Origin of the sequence: Actinomyces sp. Z5, assembly GCF_003287795.1 — a bacterium.
Classification (GTDB): Bacteria; Actinomycetota; Actinomycetes; order Actinomycetales; family Actinomycetaceae; genus Actinomyces; species Actinomyces glycerinitolerans.
On record NZ_QMIN01000009.1, the window covers coordinates 23,790 to 46,016 of the forward strand.

Annotated in this window: 19 protein-coding genes; 13 read left to right on the forward strand and 6 right to left on the reverse strand. The window is 70.8% G+C overall.

Annotation, left to right across the window (positions count from 1 at the left end):
- Positions 1-58: 58 nt before the first annotated feature.
- The 6 genes from DRB06_RS00745 (at position 59) to DRB06_RS00770 (ending at position 3,389) form a co-directional block, all read left to right on the forward strand.
- A complete protein-coding gene (locus DRB06_RS00745; RefSeq protein WP_073327252.1) occupies positions 59-712 on the forward strand; it encodes a response regulator transcription factor in 654 nt (217 codons plus the stop codon).
- A 573-nt stretch (positions 713-1,285) separates the two neighbouring features.
- Positions 1,286-1,522 carry a hypothetical protein gene (locus DRB06_RS00750; protein ID WP_108966499.1) on the forward strand — a complete coding sequence of 79 codons (237 nt, stop codon included), beginning with the start codon at positions 1,286-1,288 and terminating at the stop codon, positions 1,520-1,522.
- Positions 1,523-1,576: 54 nt separating this feature from the next.
- Positions 1,577-2,053 carry a hypothetical protein gene (locus DRB06_RS00755; protein ID WP_108966502.1) on the forward strand — a complete coding sequence of 159 codons (477 nt, stop codon included), beginning with the start codon at positions 1,577-1,579 and terminating at the stop codon, positions 2,051-2,053.
- Entirely contained in the window at positions 2,050-2,454 is a 405-nt protein-coding gene (locus DRB06_RS00760; RefSeq protein ID WP_111818885.1) for a hypothetical protein, read from the forward strand. The genes DRB06_RS00755 and DRB06_RS00760 overlap by 4 nt, the downstream gene beginning before the upstream one ends.
- 12 nt (positions 2,455-2,466) lie before the next feature.
- Entirely contained in the window at positions 2,467-2,757 is a 291-nt protein-coding gene (locus tag DRB06_RS00765) for a WXG100 family type VII secretion target (protein WP_111818886.1), read from the forward strand.
- A 77-nt stretch (positions 2,758-2,834) separates the two neighbouring features.
- Positions 2,835-3,389, forward strand: coding sequence for a hypothetical protein (locus tag DRB06_RS00770; protein WP_146750762.1), 555 nt, complete (start codon positions 2,835-2,837; stop codon positions 3,387-3,389).
- Here DRB06_RS00770 and DRB06_RS00775 read toward each other — a convergent pair.
- The 5 genes from DRB06_RS00775 to DRB06_RS00795 all read right to left on the reverse strand — a co-directional run bounded on the left by DRB06_RS00775 (position 3,349) and on the right by DRB06_RS00795 (position 12,304).
- Positions 3,349-5,211: a GAF domain-containing sensor histidine kinase gene (locus DRB06_RS00775; protein ID WP_108966512.1), complete on the reverse strand. Its 1,863-nt coding sequence runs from the start codon at positions 5,209-5,211 to the stop codon at positions 3,349-3,351. The genes DRB06_RS00770 and DRB06_RS00775 overlap by 41 nt on opposite strands.
- On the reverse strand, positions 5,204-7,108 hold the full coding sequence (gene cydC / locus DRB06_RS00780; RefSeq protein ID WP_111818888.1) for a thiol reductant ABC exporter subunit CydC: 1,905 nt from the start codon (positions 7,106-7,108) through the stop codon (positions 5,204-5,206). Before cydC ends, DRB06_RS00775 begins: the two co-directional genes overlap by 8 nt.
- Positions 7,105-8,856 (reverse strand): thiol reductant ABC exporter subunit CydD, encoded by a 1,752-nt coding sequence (cydD, locus tag DRB06_RS00785; RefSeq protein ID WP_181575145.1) that lies wholly within the window; start codon positions 8,854-8,856, stop codon positions 7,105-7,107. Before cydD ends, cydC begins: the two co-directional genes overlap by 4 nt.
- A 715-nt stretch (positions 8,857-9,571) precedes the next feature.
- A complete protein-coding gene (cydB, locus tag DRB06_RS00790) occupies positions 9,572-10,699 on the reverse strand; it encodes a cytochrome d ubiquinol oxidase subunit II (RefSeq protein ID WP_073327246.1) in 1,128 nt (375 codons plus the stop codon).
- A gap of 111 nt (positions 10,700-10,810) precedes the next feature.
- Positions 10,811-12,304: a cytochrome ubiquinol oxidase subunit I gene (locus DRB06_RS00795; protein WP_108966518.1), complete on the reverse strand. Its 1,494-nt coding sequence runs from the start codon at positions 12,302-12,304 to the stop codon at positions 10,811-10,813.
- Between the two features lie 607 nt (positions 12,305-12,911).
- Between DRB06_RS00795 and DRB06_RS00800 the strand changes: the two genes are divergently transcribed.
- The 7 genes from DRB06_RS00800 to DRB06_RS00830 all read left to right on the forward strand — a co-directional run bounded on the left by DRB06_RS00800 (position 12,912) and on the right by DRB06_RS00830 (position 21,498).
- On the forward strand, positions 12,912-15,872 hold the full coding sequence (locus DRB06_RS00800) for an Rne/Rng family ribonuclease (RefSeq protein WP_111818890.1): 2,961 nt from the start codon (positions 12,912-12,914) through the stop codon (positions 15,870-15,872).
- 234 nt (positions 15,873-16,106) lie between these two features.
- Positions 16,107-16,427, forward strand: a complete 321-nt coding sequence (rplU, locus tag DRB06_RS00805; RefSeq protein WP_073327243.1) for a 50S ribosomal protein L21 — start codon at positions 16,107-16,109, stop codon at positions 16,425-16,427.
- 59 nt (positions 16,428-16,486) lie between these two features.
- The gene (gene rpmA / locus DRB06_RS00810; protein WP_073327242.1) at positions 16,487-16,744 is read left to right on the forward strand and encodes a 50S ribosomal protein L27; all 258 of its coding nucleotides are present in this window, start codon (positions 16,487-16,489) and stop codon (positions 16,742-16,744) included.
- A gap of 111 nt (positions 16,745-16,855) precedes the next feature.
- Positions 16,856-18,418 carry a GTPase ObgE gene (gene obgE, locus DRB06_RS00815; RefSeq protein ID WP_108966523.1) on the forward strand — a complete coding sequence of 521 codons (1,563 nt, stop codon included), beginning with the start codon at positions 16,856-16,858 and terminating at the stop codon, positions 18,416-18,418.
- Positions 18,415-19,569, forward strand: coding sequence for a glutamate 5-kinase (proB, locus tag DRB06_RS00820; RefSeq protein ID WP_073327239.1), 1,155 nt, complete (start codon positions 18,415-18,417; stop codon positions 19,567-19,569). Before obgE ends, proB begins: the two co-directional genes overlap by 4 nt.
- A 123-nt stretch (positions 19,570-19,692) precedes the next feature.
- Positions 19,693-21,018 carry a glutamate-5-semialdehyde dehydrogenase gene (locus DRB06_RS00825; protein ID WP_111818891.1) on the forward strand — a complete coding sequence of 442 codons (1,326 nt, stop codon included), beginning with the start codon at positions 19,693-19,695 and terminating at the stop codon, positions 21,016-21,018.
- 60 nt (positions 21,019-21,078) lie between these two features.
- Positions 21,079-21,498, forward strand: a complete 420-nt coding sequence (locus DRB06_RS00830) for a hypothetical protein (RefSeq protein WP_073327236.1) — start codon at positions 21,079-21,081, stop codon at positions 21,496-21,498.
- Between the two features lie 65 nt (positions 21,499-21,563).
- Here DRB06_RS00830 and DRB06_RS00835 read toward each other — a convergent pair whose 3' ends face one another.
- Positions 21,564-22,226 carry a response regulator transcription factor gene (locus DRB06_RS00835; protein WP_073327234.1) on the reverse strand — a complete coding sequence of 221 codons (663 nt, stop codon included), beginning with the start codon at positions 22,224-22,226 and terminating at the stop codon, positions 21,564-21,566.
- Position 22,227 lies beyond the last annotated feature (1 nt).

Sequence of the window (22,227 nt, forward strand, 5' to 3'; positions counted from 1 at the left end):
CCCGAACGGCCGGCACCTAACTGTGACGTAGGTCCCCGCTGCTGATAGTCTCCGGTCTATGCAGAGTGCTCCCGCGCCCGAAACGGTCCGCGTCATGATCGTGGACGACCATGAGATCGTCCGCCGCGGCATCGCCGAGATCATTGAGCGCGCCGACGGGCTCGATGTGGTCGCCGAGGCCGGCTCCAAGGCGGAGGCCATCCGCCGGGCAGAGCTCATGCGCCCCGACGTGGTACTCGTAGACCTGCAGTTGCCCGACGGCACCGGTATCGAGCTCATGCAGGCACTGCGCGAGTCCGTGCCCGAGGCACTGCCGATCGTGCTGACCTCCTTCGACGACGACGAGGCACTGGCCGAGTCCCTCGACGCCGGCGCCAGGGCATACCTGCTCAAGACCGTTCACGGCGCCGAGATCAGTGACGTGGTGCGGGCGGTCGCCTCCGGGCGGGTGCTGCTGGACGAGCGCACCGTCACACGCCGTCGCGCGGATCACGACGATCCCACCGCAGACCTGACCAATGCCGAACGCAAGGTGCTCGAACTCATCGGCGACGGCCTGTCCAACCGGGAGATCGGCGAGCGGCTCGGGGTCGCTGAGAAGACCGTCAAGAACCACATCACCTCCCTGCTGGCCAAGATGGGCCTGCAGCGGCGCACCCAGGTTGCCGCCTGGGTGGCCGGCCAGCGCGCCTCCGGCTGGCGACGCTCCTGAGGCGTGGCTGTCACAGCAAGCCTGTGGCCTTGGGATATACGTCTCTTTTCGGGATGTACTCTTTCTCTAACGCTCTGGTGGCGGTTAAGTTACGGAAGTTGTGGTCAAGGCGTAACTGAAGGGAGTCACGCTGACGCAGGTAGACTACGAGGATCTGTCCCTCGCGGGAGCTACGCTGTCCAGGCAGGGCACAGAGCACCTGTCCACCATGGAGCAGTTCATTGAGCAGTGGGCGCGGATAGATTCTGCCGACTTGGGAGACCTCCTCAAAGCGCTCAAGCCGATCAACGACGCGGTGGTGGAGTTGGGCAAGCTCACCGTGCGCCAGCTGGGCGAGGCCCACGAATGGACGGGCAAGAAGCTAGACGCCACTCTGGACACCTACGTCGAGACCGACCGGCAGGTCTATGAAGAGGCCGCCCGCATCCTCCGGGAGCGCGGCCACACCGTCCCTCCTTTCACGGACCCGAGAATATATCTTCCCGGGCTGGGCACGGCGGCGCGGGCGGCAGGCCCCGACTACGGTGGGGAAAACCATCGGTCATCGAGCAGGTCTACGGTTCTGGTGAAGCCTTGCGAAGGTATGACGAGGACCAGTTCTATCGAGCCGAGAACCGTTACGCCCAGGCGAAGTCGGCCAACCGGGGGATTGAGGAGGCCCAGGACGCGAGTTCCTACCTCGTGCCGCCGGAGCCTCCTACCTCTGAGATTGATAATATGCGCTGGAGCGCTGGCGTCCTGCTCGGCTCTGTGGACTGGGTGTTTGAGCAGCTCTTCGGCTGGTCGCTGCTCAATGACCTCATCTATTAGCCGTTCGCCGGTGATTGGCGGGTCGTCGATGGCGCCTCGACCGCCTGGTCCTATGTGGACAAGGCGCTTGTTGCTATCGGCGAGAACGACTCCGCAGTGCTGCCCGCCCTCTCGGAGTGGACGGGGGATGGCTCCGAGGCCTGCAACGCCTTCATCACCGCCCTCAGTGGAGCCACGACGGCGCTCAGCTACGCGGCAGGCTACGTGAGCGGGATCGTTGGCAAGGTGGCCACGGTGGCGAAGCTCGCTGCTTGGGCGGTAGGTGAAGCGCTTAAGTTCATCAGCGAACTATTATGTGAATTAGCTCTTGATGCTACCGTCCCGGTGGCCGGCTGGATTAAGGCAGGCGCTGCGATAGCGCTAAAGCTTGACAAAGTCCTCGCGCTCGTCCGAGCAATCAACCTCGTCCTCAATCTGATATATGAGGCGATCGCCGGGGCGGTGCAGGCCAAGGCCAAGATTGTCGAGGTCTCCTACACCGTAATCAACATTGGCGAAGCTGCTGTGCGCGGGACGAGGGCGCGGGTATGAGTTATGAATTCGGCTCGGAGCCGCAGCGTCGGGCCGGGCAGGACGTCGATCTGGACGCGATCATCGGCAGGCTTCGTTCATTAGGAAAAGACTTTGAGCGCCAGCGGGAGGCCGAACAGGAACGGGTCGACCAGCAGGAGGAGGAGCGTGCGAGGATGGCGCGCTCAGGCGAGTTGGGCGAGGACTGGCGCAGGATCCAGAACCGGATTGATGCCGGCCGGACGACTGTCATGGATGTCCTCTCCGGTGCCGACCGCTCCCCGGAGGCCCGCCATCTGCGCGAACAAGCGGAACGCAACATGCGATCCCTACGCTCCCAGTGGCGCGAGCAACAGCGCTCGGGGAGAGCTGATACACCCCTTGACCAGATGGACGAGATTCGTGACAGCCAAGGAAGATAAGGAGTAAGAGTAATGAGCGACCTGGTGGTGAAGGATGGTGTGCTGGACTGGCTGGCCCAGGATCTTTCCCGTGCGCAGGGGGAGTGGGAGTACTCCTGGAGCCAGCTCGATGGAGGCATGGGTGCGGCACAGGCCGAGTGGAGCGGCCAGGCTGCCAGTGCGGCGGACTCGACTTATAGCTCAGCGTCCCAGTCGGGGCAGGATTTGAGCTTGATGCTGATGGAGCTCATCGCCGCCGTACGTTATGCCGATGATCTCTATGCGACGGCCGAGCGTCAGGTTGCCAGCATGTGGTCGCTGTGAGAAGCAGCGGGAGTTAGTGGGCTTGCTGCCTGTGATACGGAACGGCTGCGCGGTCAACGGGTGGGGAGGAGTGGGCTGTGAGTTCGATTGGTAGCACGTATCCGGCTCGCCGGTTTGTTGTGGCACTGCCTGCTCGGGAGGCGGTGCGGGTGGCGGTTGATGTGCTGGGGCGGGAGGGCTTCTCCCTGGAGGCGTGGGATGTTGATCCCTTCTTGCGCGAGTACGGTCCCTGGACCGGGGCCGCGCTGCGGCGGGGGCATGCGATCAAACTCATTCTGCTCACCCCCGTCGTGTATATGGTTGCTCCACTGGCTCTGCTGTTCCCATGGGTCAGGCGGAGCCTCGGCGTGGTGAAGATGGTGGCAATGGCGCGGGATATCGGCCAGGGCAGGTCCGAGTTGCTGGTTGGAGCCTATCGCATCGAAAGCGAATGGATTAGTTCTGGAGCCGTGGCCGCTGCCAAGATGCTGATTGCGACCAGAGAGCGCATGGGCGATCTGGGCGTGCTGTTGGTGGCGGACCCGGAACAAGTTGACAGGTATGAAGGTCTTCCTGACGACCACCCGTTCCAGATGCAGCAGTGGTGGCGTATCAGGAGGGCGGCGCAGAAGGCTGCCCGGTCACGCCACTGAGCATGAAATCAGGCAGCCCGCTTCGGCTACCCCGATGGAGCGGCACCCGCCAGGTGAAGCAGGTGCCCCGCCGCTCGCCGTCGGAACGGGCCCGCGGGCCGATCACGAAGCTGCCGGCGTGGCGGCGGGCCCGCTCGGCCATGTTCGCGGTCCCCGAGCGGCGTGTCACCCGCGGGTCCACACCCACGCCGTCGTCCCGGCACACCACCTCCACCACCGGCGCGCCCCGGAAGGGCTCGGCATCCCCGGACGCCGCCCCGTCCTGCCCGGCGGGCGGCTGGGAGGTGAGCAGCCCCTCCACCTTCACGTCCACCGTCACCGAGGAGGCCTTGGCGTGGCGGGCAACATTCGACAGGCCCTCCCGCACCACGGCCACGATGTCGTCGGCCAGGTCCGGCTCCACCGCCGCGTCGATGACGCCGATCAGCTCGTCCTCCCGGTCCCGTTCCGCCTGCGCCAGGCCGTGGCCGTCGACGGTGAGGATCAGGGACGGCGCGAAGCCGAGCGAGGTGCGGGCCAGAGAGGCCTCCCGCCGCAGCCGCTCCACCAGGCTGACGTCCTCATCCCGGTCGCGCAGCGAACGCACGATCGAGCGGATCTGCCGCACCGAGTCGTCCACCGCCGCCAGGGAGGCGTCCAGCGCCTGGCAGGCCACGGACATGTCGGTGCCGGAGGCGGTGCCCTCGGCCTGCAGCCGGTCGCGGGCGGCGGACAGCTGCATCCCGGTGGCGAACAGCTGCTGGATCGCCAGGTCGTGCAGGTCGCGGCCGATGCGGGCCCGCTCATCCAGGAGCGTGGCCATCTCCTCGGCGTGCTGGGCGTCGGCCAGCTCGAAGGCCATGGTCGCCTGCCCGGCCACCAGCTCCGCGATCTCCAGATCCTGCTGGGTGAAGCGCTCCGCCCCCTGTTCACGCAGCAGCAGCATCACGCCGACGCCACGGCCGCGGTGAATCATGGGGGCGTACAGGGCCGGGCCGAACTGGGACAGCTCCTCAACCAGCAGGTCGGAGGCACCCCAGGCGTCGGCCAGCGAGTCCTCAATCAGCCCGGTGCGGCGCGCCAGCGTCTTCAGGGCGCGGCCCTCGGGCGGGAAGAACGTGCCGATCAGCTCGTCGGCGTGCTCCCCGTCCGCAATCTCGCAGATCCAGGTGTCGCCCACGCTGGGCAGCACCAGGGCGGAGGTGTCCGCGTGGGCGACCTCGCGCACGCGGCGGGCGATCAGGGTCAGCGCGTCGCCCTCGTCGGCCCCGGACAGCAGCATGGTGGTCAACTCCTGGGACACCGCCATCCACTGCTCACGGTCGCGGGCCTCCCGGTACAGGCGGGCATTCTCCAGCGCGACGGCGGCGGCCTCCGCGAGCGTGAGCACGGCGGTGACGTCTGCGTCGGTGAACCCGCCCTGCTTGTCGCACAGGAACAGCCGGCCGTAGACCTGCCCGTGCACCCGCAGCGGGGCGGACAGGATCGAGCCGCAGCGCTGCCCATCGCCGGCGGGCGTGTTGCGGACGACGACGCCGCAGTCCTCCGGTCCGGCCTCCGGCGCGCCGGCGACCATGGTGGCCAGCTCGTCGGTGGAGACGGTGGCGGTGCCGGTGGTCAGCGCGGCGGCGGTGGCGGGGTCGGCGGCCCCGGGGGCGGCGATCGTCCCCCAGGCCGCCCCGGTCAGGGCGCAGGCGGAGTCGACCAACCGGTTCAGTGCCTCCGGGACCTTCAGCGAGCTCGTCAGCCGCAGGGCGGCGCGGAACAGCCCGACGGTGCTTCCCGTCGGCGCGGAGACGGCGCTGTGGCCGGGGCTGCCGGGGTAGGACGGCGTGTTAGACATGAGTCTCCTGCTCCTGCTGAAGGGACCAGCGGTAATCGGGGTCGACGGCGGTCAGGTGCGCGTGGGTGCCGCGCCGGGTCACGACGGCGGTGGTGCCTGCCGGGGAATCGTCGGTGCCGTCGAAGCTGCCCGTTTCGTCTGGGCGCGCGGCGGCGTGCGGGCGGCCCAGGATGAGTACTTCGTCGGCGTCGGCCAGGGCCGACAGGCGGTGAGTCACCAGCAGTACGCCGCGGGCCTCGGCGGCAGGGCCGGTCGCGTCAGCGTTCGAGGCTTCCGGACCGGCGGCGGGCGCGGGCGCGGTGCCGGCGTGCAACAGGTCCCCGACCAGGCGATCGGCGGTAGCGGCGTCCAAGTGCTCGCCGGGCTCGTCCAGCAGCATCAGCGGTGCGGGCGCGGCCAGGGCGCGGGCCAGCAGCAGGCGGCGCCGCTCCCCGCCGGACACGGCCGTCGCACCCGCCCCCAGGCGCGTGTCCAGTCCGTCGGGCAGTCGGGCCAGCCAGTCGCCCAGGCCGGCACGTGCCAGCAGGGCGGCGGCCCGCTCGCGGGTGAGCGCGCCGTCGGCCACGCGCAGGTTCTCCAGCACGGTGGTGTCGAAGACGTGGGCGTCCTCCGCGGTCAGGCTCACCCGCGCGGCAGTCTCCGCCCGTTCGGCCCCCCATGGCGGCGCCCCATCCAGGGTGAGTTCACCGGCGCGCGGCTCCAACAGTCCGGCCAGGGTCAGCAGCAGCGTGGTCTTGCCGATGCCGGAGGGACCCACCACGGCCAGGCGCCGCCCCGGCGCCAGGTCCAGGTCCACGCCGTCGACCAGGACCGGTCCGCCCGGCCAGCCCACCGCCAGCCCCCGGGCGCGCAACCGCGGCCCGGAGGCGCTCGCGGCCGGCAGCGGACGCGGCGTGGGCACGCGGGCGGCGGAGGCGGCGGCGTCGTCGAGCAGGTCCACGATGCGCACGGCCGCGCCGGCCGACGTGACCAGCTGGACGGAGGCCGGCCCCAGGGCGGCGGAGGCCTCGAAGGCGCTCAGCGGCACCAACACGATCACCGCCAGCCACACCGGCGCCAGGCGCCCATCCGCCACGGCCGGGGCACCCACGAGTATGTTGCCGAGTACGGCCAGTCCCATGGCGGTGGTGTCGATGACGGCGGCCAGTGCGGCGGGCCGGGCCGCCCGGTCGCGGGTGGCGGCCAGGTGCGCCTCCAAGCCCGCCAGGTCGCTCATGGCGCGCGGCATGCGGCCGGACACGCGCAGCTCGTCGGCGCCGTCGAGCAGGTTCATGACGGCGGCCGACAGGTCGGTGGCCTGCTCCTGACGGGCCAGCTCGGCGGCACGGGCCGAGCGGATCGTCACCAGCGGGCCGGCCACGCCCGAGAGCAGCAGGCAGACCGCCAGGATCGCGCCGGCCGGGGGAAACACGAGGGCCACCCCCAGGCTGGTGGACAGCCCCAGCACGGCCGCCACCGCGATCGGCAGCAGTGAGCGCACCACCAGGTCGCCGACCGCATCCACGTCGGCCCCCACCCGCGCCAGGACGTCGCCGCGCCGCAGTCCGGCGACCGTGTCGGTGCGGGCGGCGGCCAGGATTTCGTACAGGCGGGTGCGCAGGGAAGTCATGCCGCGCAGCGCTGTGTCGTGGGACAGCAGACGCTCGCAGTAACGCATCACGGAGCGGGAGATGCCGAACAGGCGTACCGCGACGGGGGCCACGCCGAGTGCGGCCACCTCCGAGGCCTGGGCGGCGCGGGCGATCATCCAGGCGGCCACGGCGGACAGGCCGACCGCGCTGGCCAGTCCCAGGGAGCCGACGATCACGGAGGCGGCGAAGCGGGTGCCGTCCAGGTCGAGCAGGGTCACGGCGCGGCGCAGGGCGCGGCGTTCGGCGGTGGTAAGCGCGGCGCTCATCGGTTGTCCTCGGAGAATACGAGCGCGTCCATGGCTTCGGCGGGGCTCGCAGCGGGGGTGGCGCCGCTCGAGTCCGCCGCGGGGGTGGGGCGCGAGGCCACCTCGACGACGTCGTCCGCCAGGGCCACCAGTGCCGCCCGGTGAGCGATTACCACGACCGTGCGGCCGGCCGCGCGCAGGGCGTTCACGGCGTTCAGCACCTGCGCCTGGCTGGCCGCGTCCAGGTGGGCGGTGGGCTCGTCCAACAGCACCAGGGGCGCGTCGGTGACCAGGGCGCGGGTCAGGGCCAGGCGCTGACGCTGCCCGACCGACAGACCCACGCCGCCCTGACCCACGCGCGTGCGCCAACCGTCCGGCAGGGCGGCGACCACGGCGTCGAAGCCGGTGGCCGCGGCGGCATCCGCCAGGGCGGGCGGGACCTGGGCGGTGGCGTCGGTAGGGGTCTGGCCGATGGTGTTCTCCAGCAGCGTGCCGGGCACGATCACGGGGCGCTGCGGCACCCAGGCGATCTGCTCCCACCAGGAGGCGGGGTCGACGTCGGCCAGGTCCATTGCCGGCCCGTCGGCGGCGATGACCCGCACCCGACCCCGGTCGGGGGGTAGCAGGCCGAGCAGCAGCTGCGCGGCGGTGGTCTTGCCGGTGCCGGACGCGCCGGTCAGTGCCACCACCCGGCCCGGGCGAATCGTGGCCGTAAGGTCGGCGGGCGCCCAGGCGCCACGGGCGGACACGGACACCTGCGCGAGCTCGATGCGGGCCGTGCGCAGGTCGGGGGCGGGGGCGGTGCCCGGCGTCGGCGCGGGCTCCTGAAGCACCGCGAAGACGGCCTCGGCGGCGGCCACCCCGTTGGCGGAGGCGTGGAACTGGAGGCCGACCTGGCGCAGCGGCTGGTAGACCTCCGGGGTGATCATGATGACCAGCAGGCCGGTGGCCAGGTCCATGCGGCCGTACAGCAGCCGGAAGCCCACCTCGACGGCGACGATTGCCACCGACAGGGTGGTGATGAACTCCAGCACCGCCCCGGACAGGAAGGCCACTCGTAGCGTGGACATGGTCGTGGCGTTGTAGGCGCGGCCGAGCTCGCGCACCCGCCGGGCGGGGCCGGCCTGGCGTCCCAGCGCCTTGAGGGTGGGCAGGCCCGCCAGCAGGTCCAGCAGTTGACTACCCAGGCGTTCCATGGTGCGCAGTCGGGCCTCGGAGTGGGCCTGGGTGAGGCGGCCGATCAGGATCATGAAGATCGGGATCAGCGGGATTGTGCAGGCCACCGCGATCGCGGACGGCAGGTCCTGGGTGAGTAGCACCAGACCGGTGGCGGGGGTGACGGTGGCGGCCAGCAGCAGCTGGGGCAGGTAGCGGGTGAAGTAGGGCTCGAGGTCGTCCAGGCCGCGGGTGAGCAGGGTGGCGGTGTCGGCGCCGTGGACGGCCCGCCAGCGTGGCCCCAGGGCGGCGGCGCGCAGCAGTACTTGGCGGCGCAGGTCGATGGTGACGTCGGTGGCGGCCCGGTGGGCGCGCGACTCCTGCACGTACAGCACCAGCGCCCGGGCCGTCACCACTCCGGCCAACGCCGCGATCGCGGGCCGCACGGTGCTGGGGGCGGCGCCCCCGGTGATGACCGGGGAGATGGCCCGGGAGATCAGCCAGGCCTGGGCGACGACGAGCAGCGCGGTGAGCGCGCCCGTGACCGCCGTCGTGGCGATGTAGCGCCGGGCCGCGGCTGCGTAGCGCATGAGTCGGGGGTCCAACGGCTTCACCCAAACAGCATAGTGCCGGATTGGGACCGTAGTCCCGGGAGCGGGCTCTCGGCGGGGTGGCAGGCATCCACAAGGACACCAATGGGCCGGATCAGATGAGCGGTCGACTCAATCACTTCGCTCACCTGCCGGGCCATTCCCTTGCCCTTGCGGACTTTGGCATGTCGGCCCTTAGAGGGTTATCGGCGTGAACGTGGGTTATCGGCGTGAAGGTGTGTGCGTGATCGGGGCTATTCGTTGAGATAGTGGGGGAAAGTCAGGGGTTATCAGGGGTGGGCATGATTCAACGCGCCTCCCCGCGACGCGCTGGTCTAGTGCATGACGTTCGTGTCGGTAACCCGTTACGCGTGGGGTGGCGATGATGCTCACCCCACCCCGTGTATGTACTGCACGACCCCGGGCCGCGTTCCACGACCCCGGGCCGCGTTCCACGACCCCGGGCCGCGTTCCACGACCCTGGTGTGCGTTGCACGACCACCCCGGGGTCGTGGAATGTGCACCAAGGTCGTGCAGTGTCGCCCAGGGTCGTGCAACAACACCGCCCCCGCACGCCGCCGGGCCAAAACACACGTTCGCGCCGATAGTGCGGCCTAAAACAACGCGTTCTAGCTGCGTGCAGACACTCTCGACTTCGACATGTACGACGAGCTCATGGAGGCCCAGGAGGAGGCCACAGGGCTGCGGGCCCGCCAACGTCGGAGGGGTGAGCGCGCCTTCAGTGATCGACGGGCGCGGGCTGGGCGTTGTCGCGCACTCGCGTGGGGTGCAGCCCACCGGCGGCGGGGTCGATCCGCTCGGCGCTGATGCGCGCGGAGAAGGTCCGGTAACCCCAGATCGTGTAGAAGAGCACGACCGGCAGGAAGACGACGGCGGCAACCGTCATGATCGCCAGGGTGGCGTCGGCGGAGGTGGCCTGCGCGATGGTCAGGGAATACGCGGGATCGATCGAGGAACGCATGACGTCGGGCGTCATGGCCGTGAAGATGAGCGCCCCGACTCCGGCGATACCGGCGAAGTGCAGGCCGAAGGCGAGCCCCTGCCGACCGCGGAACGAGGCCACCAGGGAACCGACGAGCGCCAACGCCGCCACCACCAGTGGCAACCAGACCCAGGCGGTGGCCGAGAAACTGGTCGCCCACAAGCCCCAGACGGCGGCAATCGCCGTCGAGGCGACCCCGCAGCGACGGGCGAAGGTTCCCGCCCGCACGGACAGATCGCCGGCCGTCTTCAACGCGGTGAACAGGGCCCCGTGCGTGAGGAACAGCAGGCAGGTGGCCGCGCCGCCCAGCAGCGTGAAGGGCGTAAGCAGACTGAAGAACCCTCCGGTGAGCAGGTGGGAAGCACCTACGACAAGCGCGTCTGCGGGTACTTCGGCGGCCGGCACGGGCGCGCCGCTGGCGGTGTCTACCACCTCGATCTCCATGCCCTGCACCATGTTCGCGAAGGCCGCCCCCCACAGGATCGAGGGCACCCAGGCGGCGATGGCGTGTGCCCAGTCCCACCGGTCGCGCCAGGCCTGGTCGTTGATCCGGCCACGCCACTCGATGGCGCATACGCGCACGATCAGGCACAGCAGGATGAGGAACAGCACCAGGTAGGCGCCGGAGAACAGGGTGCCGTACCACTCGGGGAAGGCGGCGAAGGTGGCGCCGCCGGCGGTCAGCAGCCACACCTCGTTGCCGTCCCAGTGGGGGCCGATGGTGCGCACCATGGCGCGCCGTTCCCGCTCGTCCCGGCCGAGGATCTTCAGCAGCATGCCCACGCCGAAGTCGAAGCCCTCCAGGGTCAGATAACCGACCCAGAGGATCGCAATGAGGATGAACCAGAGGACGGAGAGTGTCACGGCGGGCTCCACGGGCTAGTCGAGTTGGGCGGTGGTTGGTGGCAGTGTCGGCGGGCGACGGCGTCGGCCGGTGTGGGCCTCGGCGGCTGCTTCGGTGGGCATCGGGTGCGGCTAGTACTGGAAGGACAGCGGCGCCTCGGCGTCGTCACTCGGGCGCCGGGCAGCGTCGACGACGTCGGGCACCTGGGCGCGCACGCCCTCGCGGACGTAGCGGCGCAGCAGCAGGAACCACACGACGCCGAGGGCGGCGTACAGCAGCGTGAAGCCGATCAGCGACGCCAGCACGGTGCCGGAGGCGACGGTGGGGGAGACGCCGTCGGCGGTGAGCATGTAGACCTGGGAGACGGGGTCGGCGAGGTTGGGCACCACCACCCAGGGCTGGCGGCCGATCTCGGTCATGATCCAGCCGAAGGAGCAGGCCACGAAGGGCAGCCACATGCTCCACAGGGCGATCTTGCCCAGCAACGGGGAGTCGACCAGGCGGCCGCGGCGCGTCAGCCACAGGGCGACGACGCCGATGCCTATGGCGAGCATGCCCAGGCCGATCATCAGGCGGAAGGACCAGAAGGTGACCATCTCGTTGGGGGTGTAGTCCACGCCGTCGCCGTAGCGCTCCGCGTAGAGCTCTTGGGCGTCGTTCAGGCCCATGATCTCGGCGGTGGGATCGTTGGTGGCCATGAAGGAGTACACGTAGGGGACGGTGATCAGGTGCTTGGCGGTGCCGTCGGCGCAGGAGCCGAAGGCGGCCACGGTGAAGCCCGCGCCCGACTCGGTCTCGCACAGCATCTCGGCGGCCGCCATCTTGGCGGGCTGCTCCTCGGCGACCAGCTGCCCCTGGATGTGGCCGGAGCCGGCGGTGAAGATACCGGCGATGATCATCGTGACCGCGCCGAAGCGAGTCATGCGGCGCCACAGTCGGCGCGCCTCGAAGTCCTGCCCGGCGCGGGCGGCCTTGATCATCCACCACGCGGACACCCCTAGGATGAGCGTGCCCGCCACCAGGAAGGCGGAGGCGATCACGTGGGCCACGGTGACCCACAGGATCTTGTTGCCGAGCACATCGAAGAATCCGCCGACCCCGTCCAGCTCCGCCCGGCCGGTGTCCGGGTTGACGACGGCGCCGACCGGGTGCTGCATCCAGGAGTTGGCGGCGAGGATGAAGAAGGCGGAGAGGTTGGTACCCAGGGCGACCATCCAGATGCACAGGTTGTGCAACTTGGGGGACAGGCGGTCGCGCCCGAAGATCCACAGGCCCAGGAAGGTGGACTCCATGAAGAAGGCCAGCAGGGCCTCGAAGGCCAGTGGCGCCCCGAAGATGTTGCCGACGAACCGGGAGTACTCCGACCAGTTCATGCCGAACTGGAACTCCTGCACGATGCCGGTGGCGACGCCGAGCGCGAAGTTGATCAGCAGAAGGTTGCCGAAGAACCTGGTGGCCGTCCGCCACTGCTCGTTGCCGGTGCGCAGGTGAAGGGTCTCCATCAGTGCGACCAGTGGGGACAGGCCGATCGTGAGCGGTACCAGGATGAAGTGGTAGACCGTGGTGATGCCGAACTGCCATCGAGCCACGTCGAGGGAGTCGAGCGCCATGGGTGCGAGGCTCATCTGCGCCGCCTTTCGCGAGGGCCACGGGAAATATAAGAGGAACCTTATAGGGGCTCCCCGGGAGATAGGCCAAGTATAGGCGGCGGGTGACGGTGTGTCGTGAAAAGGTGTGACTTGTTATGCGGCTGTGTGGGGCTGTGGGGGCGGTTGGTTGTCAGAATTGGTGACAAACGCGCCTCCCGACGTCCCGGCTCGATTCTGAAATCGCGTGATTTCAACGTTTTGGTGATGGCAGGTTGGTGTCGCGGGCGCGTTTGTCACCATTTGTGACAGTACTGGTCGGCGGGCCGCCGGTCGGCCTGTCCGCCGTTGGCGAGACGACGGCGCCACCAGCCCGACTGCCACCCGGTGGGGCTACACCTGTGGGATACTGCCCCTGGCACCGGCGGTCCCGTACCGGCAGTCGGTGTCCGACCCTCGGCCGAGACCGCCCGGAAGAATTGCGCCGCCCAGAGCGCCGCCGCACTTCCGCAACGTGCGAGTTCCGCCGCAGGCCGGCGCCGCAAGGCGCACACGTAGGCTTTTAGCTCCCCGCCAGGGGAGCGCGACCGCGCCATGGCGCCGCGGGTACGGCGGAGCTATAGCGTCCGAAAGTGCAGATAGACCCATGTCCCCCTCGTCATCGCGCTCACACGACTCCCACGCTCAGGGCTCCGAGGAGACAGGCGTCCCCAAGCGGCCTGCCCGTCGGCACCGCCGAGTCACCGCCGCTGTAACTACGCCCGAGTCCGCTCCCGACGCGCCGAGCAAGGTTCCCGACGCCGCAGACGCCGAGGCACAAGAGGCTGCGGCCCAGGCCGAGGGCATCGCCGCGCCTGACAGTGCCGCTTCCGCGGAAACGCCCGAGGAAACCGACGCCGCGGCGGTCGACGCCGCCGACGACGCTGCGCAGGCTGAAGCCTCCGATGCTGCGGAGAGCGAAGACGCCGAGGACGCAGCTGATGCGGAGACCTTGGAGGCCGAGGACGTCGAGGACGCAGAAGCCGCCGACGCCGAGGCCGGCGAGTCTGAGGCCGGTGAGCCGGAGGCTGCCGAGGCTCAAGATGGCGACGCCGAGGCCGACGCCACGGCAGACGCTGAACCCGAGCCCGAGTCAGGCGCCGACGCCGACGCCGACGCGTCCACGCCGGAGCTGGAGGAGGACCTGCCGGAGCCGGAGGAGCCGCAGCTGCCCGCCGCGTCGCTCCTGTTCCAGGCCCCCGATCCGGCGTTGGCCCGGCGGCGGCGCCGCAAGGTGAAGGTCGCCGCCACCACCCCCGCCCAGGCCCAGCCGGCCGAGTCGAGCCCCGAGTCCGCCTCACGCCGGGACCGGGATGCCCCGGCCGCCAAGCCCGATGCGGCTGTGTCCGTTGGCACCGGCTCCGGCGGTACCGACGCCTCCACCGACTCCGACGAGGCCGCTACCGGCACCCGCGGTGGTCGCCGGCGCCGTCGTCGCGCGACCGCCGCCTCCACCGCGCCCGAGCACGTGGAGGAGGCCGCCCCCGCCAAGCGCCGCGGCCGCAACGCCGCCCCGGCCCGGGACGCCGACGAGACCGCCTCCGCCCAGTCGGCCCCGACGGAGGACGCTGAGGGAGCAGAAGACGCCGAGGGCACTGAGACCAACAAGGAGGCCGCCACCGGCCGCCGCAAGCGCCGCCGCGGCGGACGCGGGCGGCGTGCCCGCTCCCGCGCCGAGGGCCGTGGCGCCACGGTCGAGAGCGCCGACGACGCCGACGAGGCCAACGAGACGCCCGCCGACGCCGCGGACAGTGTGCAGACGGACCGGACCTCCGCCGAGACGCCGGAGGAGAGCGCCGGCAGTTCTCGTCGTCGCCGTCGTCGTTCTCGCAGCCGCTCCGACGCCTCCCGGGACGAGATCACCGCGCTCAAGGGCTCCACCCGCCTGGAGGCCAAGCGCCAGCGCCGTCGCGAGGGGCGCGCCGCGGGTCGACGCCGGCCCATCATCACCGAGGCCGAGTTCCTGGCCCGCCGCGAGAGCGTCGACCGGCAGATGGTGGTGCGCGAGCAGGACGGCCTGAACCAGATCGCCGTCCTGGAGGACGGGCTGCTGGTGGAGCACTACGTCGCTCGGCACACCCAGACCTCACTGGTCGGCAACGTGTACGTCGGCCGTGTGCAGAACGTGCTGCCGTCCATGGAGGCGGCCTTCGTGGACATCGGCAAGGGACGCAACGCCGTCCTGTACGCCGGCGAGGTCAATTGGGACGCCGCCGGCATGGAGGGCAAGCCGCGCCGCATCGAGGACGCCCTGGCCAGCGGCGACACCGTGCTGGTGCAGGTCACCAAGGACCCCATCGGTCACAAGGGCGCCCGCCTGACCAGCCAGATCACCCTGGCGGGCCGCTACCTGGTGCTGGTGCCCGGCGGCACCATGACCGGCATCTCCCGCAAGCTCCCGGACACCGAGCGCAACCGGCTGAAGAAGATCCTCAAGCGGATCGTCCCCGACGACGCCGGCGTGATCGTGCGCACGGCCGCGGAGGGCGCCGGCGAGGAGCAGCTCGCCGACGACATCAAGCGGCTGGTGGCGCAGTGGGAGTCCATCGAGAAGAAGTCCTCCCAGGTGCTCAAGGGCTCCGGGAAGGCGCCAGTGCTGCTGAAGGAGGAGCCCGAGCTGGCCGTGCGCGTGGTGCGCGACGTGTTCAACGAGGACTTCCGCAAGCTCATCGTGCAGGGCCCCGACGCCTGGAAGACCATCTCCAACTACGTGTCCGACCTCAGCCCCGAGCTGACCGACCGGCTGGAGCACTGGGTCAGCCCCGAGGACGTGTTCACCGCCCACCGCATCGACGAGCAACTCGCCAAGGGCTTCGACCGCAAGGTCTGGCTGCCCAGCGGCGGCACGCTCATCATCGACCGCACCGAGGCCATGACCGTCATCGACGTCAACACCGGGCGCTTCACCGGCGGCGCGGACGGCACCCTGGAGGAGACCATCACCCGCAACAACCTCGAGGCCGCCGAGGAGATCGTCCGCCAGCTGCGGCTGCGCGACATCGGCGGCATGGTGGTGATCGACTTCGTGGACATGGTGCTGGAATCCAACCGCGACCTCGTGCTGCGCCGTCTGGTGGAGTGCCTGGGCCGCGACCGCACCCGCCACCAGGTCACGGAGGTCACCTCGCTGGGCCTGGTGCAGATGACCCGCAAGCGCGTCGGTCAGGGGCTGGTGGAGGCCTTCTCCACGCCCTGCGAGTGCTGCGGCGGGCGCGGCTTCATCGTTCACGAGCACCCGGTGGAGAACCAGGCGGTGGACATGTCCGCCTCCGCCGCGCGCAGCGCCGGCTCCGGCCGGGGTCGCCGCGGTCGCGACGACGACGGCGCCAAGGCCGAGGGGAAGTCCGCCAAGGGTTCGGGCAGGTCGGGCAAGTCCTCCGGCAGGTCCGGTCGCTCCGGCGGGCGCGGCAAGTCCGCCCAGGGGGACGAGGACCGGGACGACGCCGCCCGCTCGGCCGTGCGCGGAGCCCTGGCACAGATTGCGGCGGCCGCCGAGCACGCTCACGAGCACGCCCAGGCCGAGGAGAGCAGCACGGCCGCCCCGGCGGGCGCCGTCACCGAGGAGTAAGCGGCCCCGGCGGGCGCCACCGCCCCGACGTGGGCGCCCGCCGTCGCCCCGGAGCATCCCCTCCGAGCGGTGGGGTGCGGAAGAACACAGGTCCGGTGGGCCTTCACAGGTTGGTGTCGCCCGCCGGATCGCATAAAGTAATCCGGCGGTGCCTTCCGCACCATTGCCCAAGTAGTCGCCCGCCAGCGGTGGAGCAGCGCTCCCGGGAACGAGCGACTAGAAGATACGACAGAGATGAGCAGTCAAGTGGTCTACGCGATCGTCAAGGCCGGCGGCCGTCAGGAGAAGGTCTCCGTCGGTGACGTCGTGGTTGTCGACAAGCTTGCCGGTGAGGTCGGCGACGAGGTAACTCTCGCCCCCGTCATGCTGGTGGATGGAGACAAGGTGACCGCTTCCGCCGCGGACCTGGCCAAGTCCTCCGTCAAGGCCGAGATCGTCGGCGACGAGAAGGGCCCCAAGATCAACATCCTCAAGTTCAAGAACAAGACGGGCTACCGCAAGCGCCAGGGTCACCGCGCCAAGCTCACTGCCATCAAGGTCACCGCGATCGGCTGAGCGGGCCGCCCCGCCGCAGTATCCTTTCAGGCAACAGCGAAACAGAAAGAAGCCCCGACATGGCACACAAGAAGGGTCTTGGTTCCTCCCGCAACGGCCGCGACTCCAACGCCCAGCGCCTCGGCGTGAAGCGCTTCGGCGGCCAGTTCGTCAAGGCCGGCGAGATCATCGTCCGCCAGCGCGGCACCCACTTCCACCCCGGCAACAACGTTGGCCGCGGCAAGGACGACACACTGTTCGCCCTGACCGCCGGCAACGTCGACTTCGGCACCTTCCGCGACCGCAAGGTCGTCAACGTCGTCGCATCCGAAGGCTGACACAGCCTCCATCACCATGACGGTATCCGCGAGGGCGGGCGGCTTCGGCCGTCCGCCCTTGCGCATGCCGGCCCCCGGGGCCACCGCCCCGCAGCGCCCGAGGAGACGCCCATGCCCAGCTTCATCGACCGGGTGGTCCTGCACGTCGCCGGCGGCGACGGCGGCCACGGCTGCACGTCGATCCACCGTGAGAAGTACAAGCCGCTGGCCGGCCCCGACGGCGGCGACGGCGGCCACGGCGGCAGCGTCATCCTGACCGCCGACCCGCGCGTGACCACCCTGCTGACCTACCACCGCTCCCCGCACCGCACCGCCGGCTCCGGCGCCCCCGGTGAGGGTGGCTGGCGCCGCGGCGCCGACGGTGAGGACATGGTGCTGCCGGTGCCGCTGGGCACCGTGGTAAAGGACTCCGACGGCGGCGTGCTGGCGGACCTGACCGCAGCCGGTGAGCGCGTCGTCGTCGCCGAGGGCGGAAGCGGCGGCCGCGGCAACTTCTCCCTGGCGTCCCCCAAGCGCAAGGCCCCGGGCTTCCACCTGCTGGGCGAGCCCGGCGAAGCCCGTGACGTCACCCTGGAACTGAAGACCGTCGCCGACGTCGCCCTGGTCGGCTACCCCAGCGCCGGCAAGTCCTCCCTGATCGCCGCCATGAGCGCTGCCCGCCCCAAGATCGCCGACTACCCCTTCACCACACTCACCCCCAACCTGGGCGTGGTGGAGGCCGGGGAGACGCGCTTCACCATGGCGGACGTGCCCGGGCTGATCCCGGGGGCGAGCGAGGGCAAGGGCCTGGGCCTGGAGTTCCTGCGCCACATCGAGCGCTGCGCCGTGGTGGTGCACGTGCTGGACTGCGCCACCCTGGAGCCGGGCCGCGACCCGCTCAGCGACTTCGACACCATTGAGGCCGAGCTGGCCGCCTACGCCGACCGGCTGGGCGCCGACGAGGCCGACCCGGCGCTGACCGGGCTGGCGCCGCTGATGGAGCGCCCGCGCGTGGTGGTACTCAACAAGGTCGACGTCCCCGAGGCGGCCGAACTGGCCGAACTGGTGGAGGCGGACCTGAAGGCCCGCGGCCTGCCCACCTTCACCGTCTCCGCCGTCTCCCATGCGGGACTGTCCCGGCTGGCCTTCGCCCTGGCGGAGCTGGTGCAGCAGGCCCGCGCCCAGGCCCCGGCCCTCGCCGAGCCCGCGCGGCCCATCATCCGCCCCGCCGCCGTGGGCCGCCGCGGCGGGCAGGCGACCGCCACCGTGGCCGTCATCCAGCACCCCGCCGAGGGCACCGTCTACCAGGTGCGCGGGGACAAGCCGGAGCGCTGGGTGCGTCAGACCGACTTCTCCAACGACGAGGCGGTCGGCTACCTGGCCGACCGCCTGGCCGCCGGCGGCGTCGAGGACGAGCTGGCCAAGGCCGGCGCCCACGCGGGAGACACCGTGCTGATCGGCGATGTCAAGGGCGGCGTCATCTTCACCTGGGAGCCGGCCATGACCACCGGTGCGGAGCTGCTGGGCGCCCGCGGCACCGACGCCCGCCTGGAGGACCACCACCGCCGCACCAACGCCGAGCGGCGCGCGCAGTACCACGACTGGATGGACGCCAAGGAGGCGGCCCGCCAGCAGCTGCGCGACGAGGCCGCCGAGGGACTGTGGACCGACGCCGCCGACTGGGAGGACGCATGAGCGCCGCAGATGCCGTGGGCCTGCGCCCCGACGCCCTGCCGGAGGGGGCGCGCGTCGTGCTCAAGGTCGGCTCCTCCTCGCTGACCCGCCCCGACGGCGGACTGGACCTGAACCGCATCGACATCATCTCCGGGCTGCTGGCAGGCATGCGCCGCCGCGGCCACGACGTCGTGCTGGTCTCCTCCGGCGCGGTGGCCGCCGGCCTGGTCCCGCTGGGCCTGGAGTCGCGTCCCGGAGAGCTGCGCCTGCTGCAGGCCGCCGCCTCCGTGGGGCAGGGGCGCCTGGTCTCCCGCTGGCAGACCGCGTTGAGCGCCTACGGGGCGGTCACCGCGCAGGTGCTGCTGACCGCCCAGGACGTGGCCGTGCGCAGCCACTACCGGACCGTGCGCGCCACCTTCGACACGCTGCTGTCCATGGGGGCGGTGCCGGTGGTCAACGAGAACGACGCCGTGGCCACCACCGAGTTCAACCTGGGCGACAACGACCACCTGGCCGCCCTGGTGTCCCACCTGGTCACCGCCGATGTGCTCATCTTGTTCACCGACGTGGACGGCATGTGGACGGCCCGCCCGGGTACGCCCGGCGCCCGCCCGGTGCGCTACGTCGGCGGCACCGGCGAGCTGGCCGGGGTCCGGGTCGACGGCGACGCCGGCGCCTTGGGCACCGGTGGCATGGCCACCAAGGTGCAGGCCGCCACGATCGCCTGCGCGTCCGGCACGGCCACCATCATCGCCGACGCCGACGATGCCCCCCGGCTGCTGGGCGGGCGCACGATTCCCGCCGACCTGGGCACCTGGTTCGCCCCCACCGGGCCGCACCGCTCCAGCCGGCGGCTGTGGATGGCGCACGCCTCCATGCCGGAGGGCCGGGTACTGGTCGACGCCGGGGCGGCCCGGGCGGTCACCGAGGGCAAGAAGTCGCTGCTGCTGCCCGGCGTGGTCGGCGTGGACGGGGACTTCGAGTCCGGCTCCGTGGTGGAGATCGTGGGGCCGCAGCGGGTGCTGGCCCGCGGCATCTGCCGCTATGCGGCCGCCGAGATCGAGGAGGTGCTGGAGGCCCGCGGCCGCGGCGCCCCCGCCCCCGGAGACCACGTGGCCCCGGTGGTGCACCGCGACGACCTGGCCGAGCTGCCCCGCACCGCCGGCGACTGACGCCTACCCCTCCTCGCGCTCCGCTTAACGAGACCGAGGGGAGACCAGCACCCGCGTGGGAGTGACGCCGAGTACCGCATCACGCCTACCCGCACGGCGCGGCGGGGACTACAGTCTGGTGTCATGACGACTTCACCCGTAGATGCCGCCAACGATTCCGTCAACGATGCCGAAGCCCTGGTCGCCACCACTGCCCGCGCCGCCCGCCAGGCCCAGCGTGCCCTGGCCGGCGTCAACCGGGAGCGCAAGGACGCCGCCCTGCACGCCCTGGCCGACGCCCTGACCGCCCGCGCCGAGTTCATCCTCGCCGCCAATGCCCGGGACCTCGAACGCGCCCGCGCCGCCGGCATGAAGCCGGGACTGATAGACCGCCTCGCCCTGGACGGCGACCGCATCGCCGCCATTGCCGACTCACTGCGCGAGATCGCCGCCCTGCCCGACCCGGTGGGTCAGATCGTCGACGGGCAGACCCTGCCCAACGGGCTGCGGGTGCGGCGCGTGCGCGTGCCGCTCGGCGTGGTCGGCATGATCTACGAGGCCCGCCCCAACGTCACCGTGGACGTGGCCGCGCTGACCCTGAAATCCGGTAACGCCGTCGTACTGCGTGGCGGCAGCGCGGCCGCGGACACCAACGCCGCCATCATCACCGTGCTGCGCGACGCCCTGACGGCGGCGGGCCTGCCCGCCGACCTGGTCACCACCATCGACCCGGCCGGCCGCGCCGGAGCCACCGCCCTCATGCATGCGCGCGGCCTGATCGACGTGCTCGTGCCGCGCGGCGGGGCGGGATTGATCCGCACCGTGGTGGAGGAGTCGAGCGTGCCCGTGATCGAGACCGGCTCGGGCAACTGCCACGTGTACGTGGATGCCGCCGCCGACCTGGCCGCCGCCGTCGACATCATCGTCAACGCCAAGACCCAGCGGGTCGGGGTGTGCAACGCCGCCGAGACGCTGCTCGTGCACCGCTCCGCCGCCTCCGCCTACCTGCCGGCCGCCGCGGACGCCCTGTGGGAGCGCGGCGTCACCCTCCACGCCGACGCCGCCGCCCGCGCCTGCGTGGAGGAGCAGGCCTCCGCCCAGGGCCGCGCGGAGCTGCTGGTGGACGCCACCGAGGCGGACTGGGAGACCGAATACGGTAGCCTGGACCTGGCGGTGCGAGTGGTCGACACCATCGACGACGCGATCGCCCACATCACCGCATACTCGACCGGACACACCGAGGCGATCCTGACGCAGGACGTGGCCGCCATGAACCAGTTCGTCAGCCAGGTCGACTCGGCGGCCATCATGGTTAACGCCTCCACCCGCTTCACCGACGGCGGGCAACTGGGACTGGGCGCTGAACTGGGCATCTCCACCCAGAAGCTCCACGCCCGCGGCCCCATGGGCCTGGCGGCGCTGACCACCACCAAGTGGGTCGTCGAGGGGGCGGGGCACGTGCGCCCCTGACCCGATATTCACCCCGCCGCTTCCCGGCGCCGGGGGGTCAAGCACCAGGAGGCAATAGCCATGAACCCCGACCGAGGCAGACCGCTGGCGGTGCTCGTCGCCGCCGCGGCCACCGTTCTGCTCGTATGCGTGGCCATCCTGATTCTGCGTCGTCCCGCCGGCCTCGACGACGAACCCGGCATCGCCATGACCCCGGCAGCCACCACGACCGCCCAGGTCGGCCGCAGCGCCGGACCCCTGATGACGCCGCCTCCGGACTCCGACGACGACGCCAATGACAGCGGCTCGGACGGCGTTGACGATGGCACCCCCGAGGTGGTGCAGCAGGCGCCGCCCCAGAACGTCTCGCCCCAGGGAGGCTCCGGATCTGGCTACGGCACTGGCACCACGAGCAACAGCGGCAGCTCGAACAGCAGCTCTGACACCGACTCCGACGACGATGACAGAGACGACGATGACGGCGACGAGGACGACGACTGACCGGTCGGCCTCCGATCGCGCCTACTGCCGGGGCGGGGCGGCGGCCCGACGCAGGGCCGCGGGCTTCAGGTGAGCCGGTAGCCGACGCCGCGCACTGTCTCCAGCCGGCCCTTACCGAGCTTGCCGCGCAGGTAGGAGACGTACACGTCCACCACGTTGGAGCCCGGATCGAAATCCAATCCCCACACATTCGCCAGCAGTTGCTCCCGGCTGAGCACCTGCCCGGGGTGCCGCATGAACATCTCGGCGAGCGCGAACTCCCGGGCCGACAGGTCCACCCACTCCCCGTCCACCCGCACCCGGCGCGTGTGAATGTCCAGTGCCAGGTCCTTGTGCTCCAGCACCCCCCGCTCGGTCGGTGCCGCCTCGCGGGGGCGCAGCCGCAGCCGGATCCGGGCGACGAGCTCGTCGAAGGAGAAGGGCTTGGGCAGGTAGTCGTCGGCGCCGCCCTCGAGCCCGGCCACCCGGTCGGCCACGGAGGAGCGGGCGGTGAGCATGATGACCGGAGTGGTCACTCCCTGGCCGCGCAGCTGCTCGAGCACCTCGAAGCCGTCGATGTCCGGAAGACCCACATCCAACAGGATTATGTCCACGTCGCCCAGCAGAGCCATCTCGACGGCGTCCGCACCGTTGTTGACGGCTTTGGGGACGAAGCCGGCGGCCTTGAGCCCCTTGGTCAGGAACGAGGTGATGCGCTCCTCGTCCTCCACAATCAGTACAGTGGCCATG

Bases quoted from the DNA above. Each gene is read 5' to 3' on its own strand.
- DRB06_RS00745 (WP_073327252.1), top strand. From the start codon at position 59: ATGCAGAGTGCTCCCGCGCCCGAAACGGTCCGCGTCATGATCGTGGAC.
- DRB06_RS00760 (WP_111818885.1), top strand. From the start codon at position 2,050: ATGAGTTATGAATTCGGCTCGGAGCCGCAGCGTCGGGCCGGGCAGGAC.
- DRB06_RS00765 (WP_111818886.1), top strand. From the start codon at position 2,467: ATGAGCGACCTGGTGGTGAAGGATGGTGTGCTGGACTGGCTGGCCCAG.
- DRB06_RS00775 (WP_108966512.1), bottom strand. From the start codon at position 5,211: ATGTCTAACACGCCGTCCTACCCCGGCAGCCCCGGCCACAGCGCCGTC.
- cydC (WP_111818888.1), bottom strand. From the start codon at position 7,108: ATGAGCGCCGCGCTTACCACCGCCGAACGCCGCGCCCTGCGCCGCGCC.
- DRB06_RS00795 (WP_108966518.1), bottom strand. From the start codon at position 12,304: ATGAGCCTCGCACCCATGGCGCTCGACTCCCTCGACGTGGCTCGATGG.
- DRB06_RS00800 (WP_111818890.1), top strand. From the start codon at position 12,912: ATGTCCCCCTCGTCATCGCGCTCACACGACTCCCACGCTCAGGGCTCC.
- rplU (WP_073327243.1), top strand. From the start codon at position 16,107: ATGAGCAGTCAAGTGGTCTACGCGATCGTCAAGGCCGGCGGCCGTCAG.
- rpmA (WP_073327242.1), top strand. From the start codon at position 16,487: ATGGCACACAAGAAGGGTCTTGGTTCCTCCCGCAACGGCCGCGACTCC.
- obgE (WP_108966523.1), top strand. From the start codon at position 16,856: ATGCCCAGCTTCATCGACCGGGTGGTCCTGCACGTCGCCGGCGGCGAC.
- proB (WP_073327239.1), top strand. From the start codon at position 18,415: ATGAGCGCCGCAGATGCCGTGGGCCTGCGCCCCGACGCCCTGCCGGAG.
- DRB06_RS00825 (WP_111818891.1), top strand. From the start codon at position 19,693: ATGACGACTTCACCCGTAGATGCCGCCAACGATTCCGTCAACGATGCC.
- DRB06_RS00830 (WP_073327236.1), top strand. From the start codon at position 21,079: ATGAACCCCGACCGAGGCAGACCGCTGGCGGTGCTCGTCGCCGCCGCG.
- DRB06_RS00835 (WP_073327234.1), bottom strand. From the start codon at position 22,226: ATGGCCACTGTACTGATTGTGGAGGACGAGGAGCGCATCACCTCGTTC.